Source organism: Halalkalibacter alkaliphilus, assembly GCF_023555415.1.
Lineage (GTDB): Bacteria > Bacillota > Bacilli > Bacillales > Bacillaceae_D > Halalkalibacter > Halalkalibacter alkaliphilus.
Genome location: NZ_JAKRYL010000019.1, coordinates 54,808 through 67,787, shown reverse-complemented (window position 1 = coordinate 67,787; position 12,980 = coordinate 54,808). Strand labels below are relative to the sequence as shown.

Annotated in this window: 10 protein-coding genes and 1 pseudogene; 2 read left to right on the top strand and 9 right to left on the bottom strand. The window is 40.5% G+C overall.

The genetic code is table 11. The annotated features are described in order from the left end of the window. Window positions 1–100: 100 nt before the first annotated feature. Window positions 101–517 carry a VOC family protein gene (locus MF646_RS16825; RefSeq protein WP_250097678.1) on the bottom strand — a complete coding sequence of 139 codons (417 nt, stop codon included), beginning with the start codon at window positions 515–517 and terminating at the stop codon, window positions 101–103. A 165-nt stretch (window positions 518–682) separates the two neighbouring features. Here MF646_RS16825 and MF646_RS16820 point away from each other — a divergent pair, with 165 nt between their 5' ends. Next, complete coding sequence (locus MF646_RS16820; protein ID WP_250097677.1) at window positions 683–1,390, top strand: MerR family transcriptional regulator; 708 nt, start codon at window positions 683–685, stop codon at window positions 1,388–1,390. A gap of 320 nt (window positions 1,391–1,710) precedes the next feature. On the opposite strand, the pseudogene MF646_RS16815 reads toward MF646_RS16820, so the two are convergent. The 7 genes and pseudogenes from MF646_RS16815 to MF646_RS16785 form a co-directional block, all read right to left on the bottom strand. Further along, window positions 1,711–1,818, bottom strand: a pseudogene (locus tag MF646_RS16815) (VOC family protein); the annotation flags it as partial. Between the two features lie 125 nt (window positions 1,819–1,943). Next, the gene (locus MF646_RS16810; protein WP_250097676.1) at window positions 1,944–2,915 is read right to left on the bottom strand and encodes an agmatinase family protein; all 972 of its coding nucleotides are present in this window, start codon (window positions 2,913–2,915) and stop codon (window positions 1,944–1,946) included. A 1-nt stretch (window position 2,916) separates the two neighbouring features. Further along, window positions 2,917–4,176 carry an imidazolonepropionase gene (gene hutI / locus MF646_RS16805; RefSeq protein ID WP_250097675.1) on the bottom strand — a complete coding sequence of 420 codons (1,260 nt, stop codon included), beginning with the start codon at window positions 4,174–4,176 and terminating at the stop codon, window positions 2,917–2,919. Between the two features lies 1 nt (window position 4,177). Beyond that, window positions 4,178–5,851 (bottom strand): urocanate hydratase, encoded by a 1,674-nt coding sequence (gene hutU / locus MF646_RS16800; protein WP_250097674.1) that lies wholly within the window; start codon window positions 5,849–5,851, stop codon window positions 4,178–4,180. Between the two features lie 47 nt (window positions 5,852–5,898). Continuing rightward, window positions 5,899–7,437 carry an HAL/PAL/TAL family ammonia-lyase gene (locus MF646_RS16795; RefSeq protein WP_250097673.1) on the bottom strand — a complete coding sequence of 513 codons (1,539 nt, stop codon included), beginning with the start codon at window positions 7,435–7,437 and terminating at the stop codon, window positions 5,899–5,901. Between the two features lie 27 nt (window positions 7,438–7,464). Beyond that, on the bottom strand, window positions 7,465–9,042 hold the full coding sequence (locus tag MF646_RS16790) for a BCCT family transporter (RefSeq protein WP_250097672.1): 1,578 nt from the start codon (window positions 9,040–9,042) through the stop codon (window positions 7,465–7,467). A 268-nt stretch (window positions 9,043–9,310) separates the two neighbouring features. Further along, complete coding sequence (locus tag MF646_RS16785) at window positions 9,311–10,816, bottom strand: helix-turn-helix domain-containing protein (RefSeq protein WP_250097671.1); 1,506 nt, start codon at window positions 10,814–10,816, stop codon at window positions 9,311–9,313. Between the two features lie 286 nt (window positions 10,817–11,102). Between MF646_RS16785 and MF646_RS23520 the strand changes: the two genes are divergently transcribed. Continuing rightward, the gene (locus MF646_RS23520; RefSeq protein WP_420842530.1) at window positions 11,103–11,216 is read left to right on the top strand and encodes a DUF4023 family protein; all 114 of its coding nucleotides are present in this window, start codon (window positions 11,103–11,105) and stop codon (window positions 11,214–11,216) included. A gap of 210 nt (window positions 11,217–11,426) precedes the next feature. Here the strand turns inward: MF646_RS23520 and MF646_RS16780 are convergent, their stop codons facing one another. Beyond that, the gene (locus MF646_RS16780; RefSeq protein WP_250097670.1) at window positions 11,427–12,920 is read right to left on the bottom strand and encodes a CE1 family esterase; all 1,494 of its coding nucleotides are present in this window, start codon (window positions 12,918–12,920) and stop codon (window positions 11,427–11,429) included. Window positions 12,921–12,980: the final 60 nt, after the last annotated feature.

Here is a 12,980-nt window from a genome sequence, read left to right as displayed (position 1 = left end):
AGAATAGCTTGCTCACTAATTCATTAATCAACATGTAATAGGACGCTCTCACAGTAATTCCGAAAAAGCTAGGTTCTTGTCAATATAACTTTCTACTAATTTACTTTTTTGATTGAATCCACCATAAATTACTAAATGGGTCTACGAAACCTGCCATGTAGCCACCATCTTCATCTTCCGTGACTTCCATAAGTGATATTGCTCTTGCTTTAATTGCTTTCTCATAAGTGTCCACAACATCTTCAACATAAATATACATTTGTATAGGAACTAAACCATCATTCCTTAAATCTCCACATACTCCTGGACCACAACTGCCATCATAAGATGTATCTGCAAAATAAACAGTACTTTCACCGATTTTCATTTCTGCATGGACTACCCCCTCTGTATCTCCTAACCTGTTAACACTTATTACTTCCGATTGGAAAACCTCCCCAGTAAATTCAATAAATTGTGTTGCATTTAATACCATAAAATAAGGTACGATTGTTTGATTCACTTGTTGATTTTTCATAGATATTCGCTCCTTTTGAATTAATTTTAACCTTACACTTCTATCGTACAATATTAATGCAAATGCTAATGTTCATTATATTTTTCATTGGAAATAGCTTATTATATAATTAAAACCCGTCATGTACTTTAATGTTAAATTGCAAGTTTTGTAAAGGAGATTTTTATGAAAGGTATTGAGATTGCTAAGAAATTGAATATAAGCACCAGTGCATTAAGGCATTATGAATCATGGGGACTGATTCCTGCGGTTGAGAGAGCAGAAAATGGATACCGTATTTATACAAACGAGCATGAGTTGTATTTTAAATGTATTCGTTCTTTATTACCTGGCTTTGGGATGGACTTGGTTAAAAAAGTAATGCCCCTTATCAAAAATGGGAAAATTGTGAAGGCGTTATGGCTAATTAATAAAGCACAAGTTGAACTTTATAAGGAAAAGGAAACTGTAAAAAGAACAGTAGACATACTAGATTTAAAAAAGTTAACAGAAATTCCTAATTACCATAACATAAAGTATTTTACAATTGGAGAAGTAGCAAGAGAAGCGAATGTATCTGCCTCAGCAATTCGACATTGGGAAAAAGAAGGATTAATTAATCCTGAACGGCACAAAGAGAGTGGATTTCGTATATATAGTCCCTCTGATATTCGGAGGGTTCTAATTATCCGAACTGTTCAAAGAGTTGTTTACTCTTTGGATATTGTTCGTGAAGTATTATCAGACCTTGAAAAAAACAACGTTGGTCAGGCTAAGAAAATGGCTTTAAAATCATTAGAATACATTGATTATGCACTAACAGAGCAAGTACGAGGCATAGCATCTATACAGTATCTTTTGGATGCTGTCAACAAGGAAAAGAAAGAGGAGTAAATAAATTAAGTATCGTAAATGGAATTAGACTTAAACCTATCCTCCAACAGTGAACGGGGGTGTCCCAAAAGGTCTGTTTTTGACCTTTTGAGACACCCCCGAAGCAATGAGCGAAGTCGCTACATCTTTTAAAAGCCTTGAGAGGAGTGGGTTACACACTCACGGCGCGTAGCGAACGGACCATTGCCACCTCTGTTCCGGACTTTTGGGACAGCCCCCCGTTAAGTACATTACTTCACATTAAGCCAATTAATATAAAAGAAGGTATTACCCTTGGTAAAGAAATACCTTGTTGCTTTTAATGAAAACATTTAAGACTTTCACGAAGGAAGATTTAGTTGCCACGACACTCCAAAGCGATCATTTACCCAACCAAACTTTTTACTAAAGCCATAATCGTTTAATGGCATTAGTTCTTGTCCGTCTTCACTACTAAATAGCATCGTTGTACTGTGCAACCGCAATCCCACGAAGCGACGATGCTATTACCCTCCCACCTCACAAATAGAAGAGCAGTCAAATTTGACTGCCCTTCCTAGGCTTTTCGCACCATTTACTTCGAGCGATTAACAAGACCCGTTACAAATTGCAACCACGCATATACTCCGGTTTTTACAGTTTCTGAAACCACAGAATCCTTACTAGGATCCAAACAGACAAAATCAATATGACGAACAGACGGATGCTTTCCAATCTCAAGTAGAGAATCAAATAACTCAGCTGTTGTCAAACCTCCTGGTGTGGAAGCTGGTACTCCCGGTGCAACAGAGATATCAAGGACATCCATGTCAACTGTTACGTACACTCGATCAACTCTTTCTGATAGTTGTGTGAGTGATTCACTAACAGTATGCACAAATCCAGCTTTACGAGCATTCTTTAGCGTAACCATTTGAATCGAGTGTTTTTTAGCATATTCGATCAGCGGTTTTGCATTAAAGTAGCCATGCAAACCAATATTGACGACGTCTTCTCCCTTGACTGTTGCCCCATCAATTAACTGTCTGATTGGAGTTCCGTTTGCTGGTCCTAGTTCAGCAGGGTCCCGCACATCGAGATGCGTATCAAGCTGCAAGATACCAATTCTTTCGTTTGGAAATGCTTCCTTAATCCCTTTGACTGCACAGGCAGTTACCGAATGATCGCCGCCAATCATTGACGTCATTGCACCCGGATAACTCTGAGTTAAAAAAGCGGTTGACTCTTGAATACGTCGATGAGATAAAAGAATATCTGTTGTATGCATCATTACATCGCCAGCATCGGCAACGTTCAAATCGACCAAATCAACATCTTCATCTAAATTGTAAGTTGCAAAGCCCTTCCACAGTCGTCGAAATTCTGTTGGATAAAGGGACGCACCAGATACACTAATCGAAGACCGAGAAATCGGTGCCCCATACACTATTAGATCTGGTTCTCCTTCCAACTCTTTTAGTTGTTGAACCCAATGATGGACATAGGTTGGCTCATTTGTGTTCACATTCCATAACCATTCTGGTGGTTGAAGCCACTGCTCATTCATTCTATCCGACCACCTTTACGCCTTTTTTCCAGACTACTTTCGTATGATTCACACCAAACAAATATTGTAACTCCTGATAACTTTTCACATCCCATAACACCAAATCGGCCTGTTTTCCAACTTCAAGAGAGCCAAGACGATCTTGACGATTAATAGCACACGCCGCATTGTATGTTGCAGCGGTTAATGCTTCGGCAGGTGTCATTCGCATTGAGATACAAGCCAAATTCATGACAAGCGGCATTGATGTTGTTGGGGAAGAGCCCGGGTTGCAATCTGTCGAAATGGCTACTGCTACCCCTTCATCAATCATTTTTCTTCCGTTCGCTGCTTCCTCACGCAAATAGAGAGCCGTTGCCGGAAGCAAGCAGGCGATCGTTCCTGACTGTGCCATTGCTTTGATTCCTTCGTCGGATGCCTTCAATAAATGTTCAGCTGAAATCGCTCCTACTTTAGCTGCTAATTCCGCTCCTCCGTATGCAACAATTTCATCTGCATGTATCTTTGGAATCAGGCCGTACATTTTGCCGGCTTCCAAAATTCGCTCCGATTGTTCTGGAGTAAAAACATCCTTTTCACAAAACACATCATTGAATTCTGCTAATTTCTCTTGGGCTACAACAGGAAGCATATTTTTAATCAAGTGATCGATAAATTCATCCTCTTTTCCTTTGTAATCGGGCGGAACGGCATGGGCTCCCATGAATGTAGGCACAAGGTCAATCGGGTGAGTTTCTTGTAACTGTTTCATGACACGTAGTTGCTTCAACTCTGTTTCAAGGTTCATCCCATAGCCACTTTTTCCTTCTACTGTTGTAACACCGTGCTGTAAGAAGGAATCGAGGCGCTTCGTTGTTTGATTGATGATCTCTTCTTCGGTAGATTCACGGGTCATGCGAGTAGTGGCATGAATCCCACCACCCGCATTCATAATCTCCATATAAGGTACCCCTTCTAGACGCATTTCAAATTCACGTTCACGACTTCCCCCATACGCAACATGTGTATGAGGATCGATTAATCCAGGGGTAACTAAGTGACCGGTTGCATCGAAAATTTCAGCTTCTTGTAATCTATTAGCATACTGCTGCTCTACTTCTTTTGTTGATCCTACCGCTTGAATGATCCCATCTTCAATCCATAAGCTTCCATCATCAATGATGCCTAACTCAGACATCGCTGTCTTTGAGCGCGGACCTTCCTCTTTGGATGCAAGGGTTGCTAACTGATGAATATTTTTGATCCAAATCGGTTTTGCCATTTTATTCAGTCTCCATTTCTAACATCGGAATATTTACTCCTCTTTCGCGCGCCGTTTTCTTCGCTAATTCATAGCCAGCGTCAACATGACGCACGACGCCCATTCCCGGATCCGTTGTGAGAACACGTTCGATTCGTGCTTCAGCTTCCTTCGTTCCGTCTGCAACAATAACAATCCCCGAGTGCATCGAATAGCCCATACCAACTCCACCACCATGATGCAACGATACCCATGTTGCACCGCCAACGGCGTTAATCATCGCATTTAAAATTGGCCAGTCCGCTACCACATCAGAGCCATCTTTCATTGCTTCTGTTTCACGGTTAGGAGAGGCAACAGAGCCTGAATCGAGATGATCGCGGCCAATAACGATTGGAGCCTTTAGCTCTCCTTTGGCAACCATTTCATTAATAATTTTTCCGAAGCGTGCTCTCTCTCCATACCCAAGCCAGCAAATACGAGACGGCAGGCCTTGGAATTGAATTTTTTCCTTTGCCATACGAATCCAGTTACATAAATGATCGTTATCACTAAATTCACGTAAAATGACTTCATCAAGCTTATAGATATCTTCTGGGTCTCCTGAGAGAGCCACCCATCTAAATGGTCCTTTTCCTTCACAAAATTGAGGGCGAATATAGGCTGGAACGAATCCTGGGAAGTCAAAAGCATTCTCAACTCCTTCATCCTTCGCGACCTGACGGATATTGTTTCCGTAGTCAAACGTAATAGCTCCTTTTTCCATCATATCAAGCATTGCTTGAACGTGCTGAGCCATTGCAGCTTTTGATTTCTTAACATATTCTTCTGGGTTGTTCGTACGTAATAGTGCAGCTGCTTCAAGCGACATTTTAGACGGAACATAACCGTTTAACGGATCGTGGGCAGATGTCTGATCTGTAAGAACCTCTGGGATAAATCCTCTTTCAAGCATCTCTGGAAGAATGTCAGAAGCATTTCCAATGAGACCGATCGAAAGGGCTTTTCCTGCTAGCTTTGCCTCTGTCGCCATACGAATCGCTTCATCTAATGAATCTGTTTTAACATCTGTATAACGCGTTTCAATTCGACGATCAATACGAGTTTCATCGACATCAATACCGATACATACTCCACCATTCATTGTCACAGCAAGTGGTTGAGCACCACCCATTCCGCCTAGACCAGCAGTTACCGTGATTGTATTTTTGAGTGTGCCTCCAAAATGTTGTTTGGCAAGCTCTGCAAACGTTTCATACGTCCCTTGTACAATCCCTTGAGAACCGATATAGATCCAGCTTCCTGCCGTCATTTGTCCGTACATCATCAACCCTTTTTTGTCTAGGTCATGGAACGTCTCCCAATTTGCATAAGCAGGGACTATATTAGAATTAGCAATCAGAACACGCGGTGCATCTTCGTGCGATTTAAAGATGGCCACAGGTTTCCCCGATTGAACCAATAACGTCTCATCGTTTTCCAGTTCTTTTAATGATTTGACGATGGCATCAAAGCATCCCCAGTTTCTTGCCGCTTTTCCAATTCCACCATATACGACTAAATCTTCTGGTCTTTCGGCAACTTCAGGATCTAAATTATTCATTAGCATACGAAGTGCAGCCTCTTGTAACCAGCCTTTTGTATTTAATTCCGATCCACGATATCGAATTACTTTTTTAGTTTTTGTTTGTTCCATCTTAATGGCCTCCTTTGATATTCACAATTCATTATTTTTTTAAAATCTTAAAGTAACTTACCGACTTTCTCTTCTACTACTGAAAGGATCTCTCCTGAATGGATAAAATCCTGTAATATTTCTAGATAAGGGTAAAGATACGTATCTTCAGTCATTTTGGGTATTGATTGTTCGATTCGCTCCAACACAGCCCTTGTAGCAGAGCCAGGAGTGAGATTGCCTTCCAAAAATTGATGAGCATGATAGATTGACAAAAGCTCAATCGCTAAGACATACTCTAGCTTTCTGGCAATCTCGCGGGCCTTTTTTGCTGAATTGTATCCCATAGCAACATAATCCTCTTGGTCTGCACATGTTGGAATGTTGTCAACCGTCGCTGGTTGGGATAATAGTTTCATATCATTTAAAAGGCCTGCTTGTGAGTACTGAGGAATCATTAACCCTGAATTGATCCCCGCATTCTGAACAAGGAAGGTAGGATAACCTGAAAGATGAGAATTGATCAAGCGGTAGTTTCTTCGTTCCGACATTTTCGCAATGGCCGTTACAGAAATACATGCTGAATCTAATTCGATCCCTACATACGATGAGTCACAATTACTTCCTGAAATCGCACCGCCATCCTCTTCATCAGGCCACAAAATCGGATTGTCACAGCATGCGTTCATCTCTACCTCAAAGGTAGTCAACGCATCAAGGAGCGTTTTTTTGGCAGCCCCATGAAGCTGGGGGATCGCTCGTAACGATAAAGCATCCTGTAAGCGATGATTGATAGACTGTTTTGCAATCATCGAATCCTCTAATATTTTTCTTACATTTGCAGCTGTGTTTCTTTGTTGCTGATGTGGACGAACACGCATCAGCCGATCATCAAATGCTCGGGTTGTCCCGCGTAATACTTCTAAAGCCATCGCACCAATGATGTCAGCAGACTTAGCCGCTTGTAACATGTCATGTAAGGCAAGTGCCCCAATCGCAGTCGGACTCGTTGTTCCGCTAATTAAAGCTAAACCCTCTTTTGCCGAGAGTTCGATCGGCTCTAAGTCCGCTTTATGGAGGGCTTCCTTCGCTGGTAACAACTTTCCATCGACGAAGGCCTTTCCTTCGCCAATCATCACGAGGGCCACATGGGCTTCAACACTCAAATACCCAACAGAACCTTCCCGAGGGACAAAGGGGATGACACCACGATTTAAGCATTGGCGATATATTTCCAACGTCTGAAGTTGAACTCCAGAGTAACCCTGCCCCAAATTTTGCAAAACCATTAGCATAATTGCTCTGACACATTCTTCTTCTAATGGCTCTCCAACAGAGGTAGCATGAGACAAAAGTATATTCTTCTGTAACAGCGTTGTCTGGTCACGGGATATAATTTGTGTTGAAAGAGCTCCAAAACCTGTGTTTACCCCGTACATGACCCTCTCTTCTTCCATCCATCTGGTAACGAGCTCGCATGACTTCTCTACTCGTTGGCGGTATGCGTCTGAAAAATCTACATGAGCACCATCACGCGCTATGGAGACAAACATCTCTAATGTCATTGCATTACCGAGGGCTACCTTTTTCATCCCTTGATCCGCCATGTTTATTTCCTCTTTTCTGTCATAAGATTATTTTTCAATTTTATCGATGAAGAACATTTTCACTGCTGAGCATACTTGTAGTACAAAGACGAACAGAACAGCGGAACCACCTAAAGCAGCAAGGTATTTTACACCGTCTACGCCCTGTACCCCTCCAGCGAATGCCACCATCACATAGGCAATAATCGCAATCGAAACCGCCCAAATCAACATTTTCCATTTTGCCGGTTCTTCATCATAACGAATATTCACCGTACATAACGTCGCAATCGCTCGAACCATTGAGTCAGCAGCTGTAGCAAATGAAAGGATTAAAGCAATCATAACGACAGGAATGATGATAGCTGCTAACGGTAAATTAGCTAAGAACGCCCATAGACCTGCAACAGCTCCACTTTGTTGAATAGTTGATACTAAGTCAACTGTGCCGTTTTGTTGCCAGTGCAACGCTGTCCCACCAAAAACACCGAACCAAAGGATACTGAATACAGCTGGTAAGATCCAGTTGATGAGCATAAACTGGCGAATCGTTCGACCGTATGAAATGATCGCTAAGAAAATCCCCATTAAAGGTGCATAAGCAATCCAGATCGCCCAATCGTATAATGTCCACCACATAACAAGTGCTTCTCCGCCAACGATTCCCGGATCAAGACCCCAGCTCCAGAAGTTTTGAAGCCAATGGCCTAAGCCAGCCGTTGTCGATTGTAAAATATATAACGTAGGACCAATAATAATGAGGACAACAAGCAGGACATAAAATACCTTTGCATTAATATCGGACATGCGGCGAATCCCTTTGTCTAACCCTTTTAATGCAGATACCGTAAACAATCCTGTAATGATAAGTACTAGGATCAACCAGACAACCGGCCCTTGCGGAATACCATAAGTAGTCTCAATACCAGATCCAACTAACGCCAAACCTGCTCCTAATGAAGAAGCTAGCCCGAGTGCAATCGCTAACACAGCTAATGTGTCAATAATCCCTGGCCAAATTCCCTTTGTCACTTTGTTTCCAAACAGAGGAGTTAATGTTCCAGACACTGACAATTCTTGTTTTCGATTAAAATACATATAGGCCACGACTAAACCGCTCAATGAGTACATCGCATACGGAACAAATGTCCAATTGTATAACGAACGTCCCATCGCATAAATGGCTGCTGCCGATGTTCCAGGATCTACACCTGTATTTGCCATTTCCCCATAAATATCACCAAAATAAATGATCGGCTCATTCACACTATAGGTAATGACCCCCGTGGCAATCCCTCCAGTCAATGCCATCGCAAACCAAACCATAAACGAATATTTCGGTTTTGCCTCCGAACCTCCCAATCGAATGTTACCTAGTTTTGTAAAGGTGACGATACTGACGATAATTAGTGCAGCGATGGAAATAATTTGATAAAGCCATCCAAGCCCCCGTAAAGATCCGATAAATCCATTCATTGAAATGTCAGCCAGCAATTGATTGTTGACAATTCCTAGAACGGCCCCACCACCGACAATGAGAAAAGCCGGTAAAAACACGGATAATCGTGTTTTTCGTTTTTTGTCCTCGACGATAGGTGCATTCCCCTTTTCCGGTATCAATGACATATAAACTCCCCCTTTTACAATTATTTTTAAATAAGATAAGGATGTAGTACGTTACGACCTACGCGAGAAGATAACGCTTTCAAATTAATAGTTTTCGGATCTTTTTGAATACTCTACTTTATCTTAATATACTAAAAATTATAAAGGCTAATTGCTTCATAGAATAGATGATTCATTTTCGAATATTGATACTTTCTTTCGAAGTACGTGAATCATCATTCCTTTACCTCACTAAAAACTTATAATTATTTACGATTATTATAATTATTTACGATTTATCCGTAAGTGAAGATTCATTTCCCTTCCTCATCTGCAATCGATAATCTCGTGGAGCTAGCGAAGTCATTTCTTTAAATAGTCGCGTAAAATAGCTAGGATTACGGAATCCGACTTGGTGTGAAATCTCTTTGATCGTTAGCTGGCTCGCTTGCAAAAGACGTTTTGCTTCATTCATTCTTTTATTAGCTAATAGTTGCCGAAACGAAATTCCTTGTTTTTTCATTAACAAATGACTATAATATGCCGTACTTCTCCCTACTGCTTCGGCGACACTTTCTAATGTTAAATTAGGATCCATATAATGTTTTTCGATATAAAGGATTCCTCTTTCAATCACATCTTTTTTTGAAAAAAGTTCACTAATCTTCGAACGATCAAGTAATTCATATAGAAATAGAAGCATTTCCTGAACAATTCGATATAAAACTCGATTGTACAAAATCTCCGAAAAAATCCTCATATAATATTCTTCCGTTTCACCATGATCAAGTTGATATGTTTTCATAAATCTTCTTACTTGAGCTAATATACTGGTCAACCTCGTCCTTAACGTTTCTGGGTTAGGAAAAGGCGTCTCCATATGCAAAAACTCTTGGTGCATCCATTGTTTTATTTTCTGTTTGTCAAAACTATTTAACATATCTACCCATTCTCGCTGTTCAGCGGAAGTTAAGAACGGGTCCATTTCATACCAACATTCATATTCTTCTTTCGGTAAAATAACCTGGCGATAACCGATAAAAAATGGTATTTCTAACAGTCTTCTCGCAGCAAGATACATCTCATGAACCGTTTTCATTTTGTTATTAGCTGGAATAAGCACCGCTACAAGCGGATCAGCACTTAACGCCTCCCACTCGCTTAATATTTTCCATGCCTCTTCTCTTAAATGTTGAGTTTGATTTTTAAATAAACAAACTACCATATCTGTTAATGGCAGGACAGTTGGCTGTTCACGAAACGGAAAGTACGTTAAAAATTGAAGCAAATCAGCAAGCTTATTGTTGCTTTCCGCACGTAATACGAGCAAGGCCATATCACCATTATTGAGCTCTTCATCTAAAAATAATGTCCTGTAAGAATACCCCTCGTCCTGATGAGGAGAAAAGACATGGACATTTTTGTGGTGAGCGACAAGGGAGTGTGCCATCTTAAGACATTGCCTAATTTTTACTGGATCTAATGGTTTTACGAGTAAATCAACAATCCCTAGTTCAATCGCCTGTTTAGCCCGTTCAAAGGTTGCCTCTGCTGTAACAGCGATAATTTTAGGAGAGTAACTTTTAACATACCTATGAATTTGTGCCCAATTTTCCGCTGGAATCATGTCTAGCTCTAGATATAAAATCTCAGGTAGTTCTTTTTCCAGTAGGGCCATTGTTTCTTTCACTGTACCGGCAACGAAAACGTTGTTTATCGGTATAGAATAGGTCGAAATCAACCATTCGATTGCAACTCTTTCATGATTATCCCGTTCTGCAATTACTATTTTCATAAATTTCGCCCACCCTCATAATCTCTTGCTAGTATTATTTTTAAATATTTCCTTTTTTAAAATAGTTAGATCATTGGAAGTACATACTAGATAAAGTATACTATTTACCATTTACAAGTGGATAGTTTTCCTAGAAAAATTATTTTTTAAAAATTATAGTAACGAACGTTCAAAGAAAAAAACACCGCATAGAAACAAATGCGGTGGTCAAAAACAAACACAAGTACCAAACTAAGCACAATGTACCCCATACAGAAAAAGCCTGTCGAATGTCCACGTGCGGTACATGGTACGAATTAAGTTCCCAAAATACTATTCTTTTCTCCAGTTTCAAAAAAATAATAGACAGCGTCAAGGAAAAGGGCATCCAGAAAAGAAATTACCGAATAAACAACATTAAGCAATCAGAAGCAAAAAAGGATTTGTCCAGGACAAATCCTTTTTGTATGCTTCCTAAAACATCTCTTTTCCACTACTGAGTTCACTTAAACCTAATCTACCATGCGTAACAATAGGAATTCGTAATAGTGCCAGTTAATGAGTCACTGGAGCCAACAAGGCGGGACGAGGTACCTGTCCCCCTGACCCTGACCCTCAGCGAAACATCCAATTATTGAAGTAGGTCTGTGTTCAAAGTATATTGACTTAGATATTCCCAAACGATCTGACGGTTAATATCAGCATTGTTAGGCTCAGAGTGACCATGTCCAGCAATTGCATATTGAATAATATCGGCATGATCACCAGTGTAGGAGTATCTAGTCACGCGATCAGACACAGTTTCTCCATCTACTCGGCCATCGTTATCAATGCCAAGCTTATCTGCCCACCAAGGACCTACATCTAAGAAGTGATGGAAAGTAGGTTCACCAAAATTCGCACCAAAGTTGTCAGTCCCGCCTTGGAATGGAATAACAGTATCTGCTTCTCCCATTACGTGAATTATTGAAATTGGTGTTGTTGGAGACTCATCATTAATTTCATATCCTAAGGTCATAGTAGCTCCAAGCGGTGCAACTGCAGCAAGTCTATCTGACAAGTTCACAGCAAGGTTGAATGAGAACATACCACCACTAGAGAAACCAGTAGCATATACGCGATCAAGATCAAGTGAGTATAGTTCATCAAAATGATCAATCATTGCTGAAACAAAACCTACATCGTCCACTTGATCTCTGTAAATATACTGAAGAGCGATAGAGTAACCAGGATCCCATTGAGTACCTGCAACAGGTAACGGATTACCGAAGAAACCTGGAAGATAACCTGAATTCGGATCATTTGTTGGCAATACGGTTGAACTTGGGAATACGGCAATAAAGCCTTCTTCTTCAGCTATATCGCGCCAAACTCCTTGTACAGTACCGCTTCCACCCATTCCATGGAAGTAAAACAGTAATGGAACATCGCTTTGACCATCATAACTGGATGGTACATAGTATCGGAAATTACGGTCGTATTCAGCATGTTTGAATCCGTCACTTAATACAATAGCACCTGTTTTTTGAACAGTGAACTGTAAATCTACAGACTCAACTCTGTCATCAATTGTTAATGTAAGCACTTCCAAGTTAGCAGTTCCATTTAAATTAAGGCTGCTATCGACAGCAGATTGATCTCCATTGATTACACTTTCAACAACATTCTCATTATCGGAAATGTACGTGAAATGAGTAACAGCAGAACCATCAATGGTATCTCCACGTCTTGAAATGTCAAGAGCGTCAACTAGTGCATTGAACAAAGAATCGCCATCAGCTTCTACCTCAAGGTTAGAAGTCGTTTGAGACACTCTATATGGAGGACCAGGTTGTACAAATCGAGACATTAATTCTTTAACGGATAAACCAATATTCTCTTCCGTTACCTCTTCGCCAAGCAAATTAGTGATTATATGATATTTTCCAGGTGTGATACCCAAAGCTTTAGCTTCCTGAACCATTTCATAGCCCGAAGTTTCAGCTGCGCTCTCTGTTTTTATTCCATTTTTTGTTATTTTATCTTCAGCTGCTACTCCAAATGCTCCGGCACCCAACAACATCAAAAACATTACTGTCACTATAACACTTAATCTGCCTTTTCTTCGCATCGTCTTTTCTTGCATATTCATCACTCCTTCGTAAAATTCTGTTCTTCATTTTCACACCATTCCATCGTCCTGTAG

Coding starts and splice junctions, on each gene's coding strand:
- MF646_RS16825 (WP_250097678.1), bottom strand. CDS start 517: ATGAAAAATCAACAAGTGAATCAAACAATCGTACCTTATTTTATGGTA.
- MF646_RS16820 (WP_250097677.1), top strand. CDS start 683: ATGAAAGGTATTGAGATTGCTAAGAAATTGAATATAAGCACCAGTGCA.
- MF646_RS16810 (WP_250097676.1), bottom strand. CDS start 2,915: ATGAATGAGCAGTGGCTTCAACCACCAGAATGGTTATGGAATGTGAAC.
- hutI (WP_250097675.1), bottom strand. CDS start 4,176: ATGGCAAAACCGATTTGGATCAAAAATATTCATCAGTTAGCAACCCTT.
- hutU (WP_250097674.1), bottom strand. CDS start 5,851: ATGGAACAAACAAAAACTAAAAAAGTAATTCGATATCGTGGATCGGAA.
- MF646_RS16795 (WP_250097673.1), bottom strand. CDS start 7,437: ATGGCGGATCAAGGGATGAAAAAGGTAGCCCTCGGTAATGCAATGACA.
- MF646_RS16790 (WP_250097672.1), bottom strand. CDS start 9,042: ATGTCATTGATACCGGAAAAGGGGAATGCACCTATCGTCGAGGACAAA.
- MF646_RS16785 (WP_250097671.1), bottom strand. CDS start 10,816: ATGAAAATAGTAATTGCAGAACGGGATAATCATGAAAGAGTTGCAATC.
- MF646_RS23520 (WP_420842530.1), top strand. CDS start 11,103: ATGGTACGAATTAAGTTCCCAAAATACTATTCTTTTCTCCAGTTTCAA.
- MF646_RS16780 (WP_250097670.1), bottom strand. CDS start 12,920: ATGCAAGAAAAGACGATGCGAAGAAAAGGCAGATTAAGTGTTATAGTG.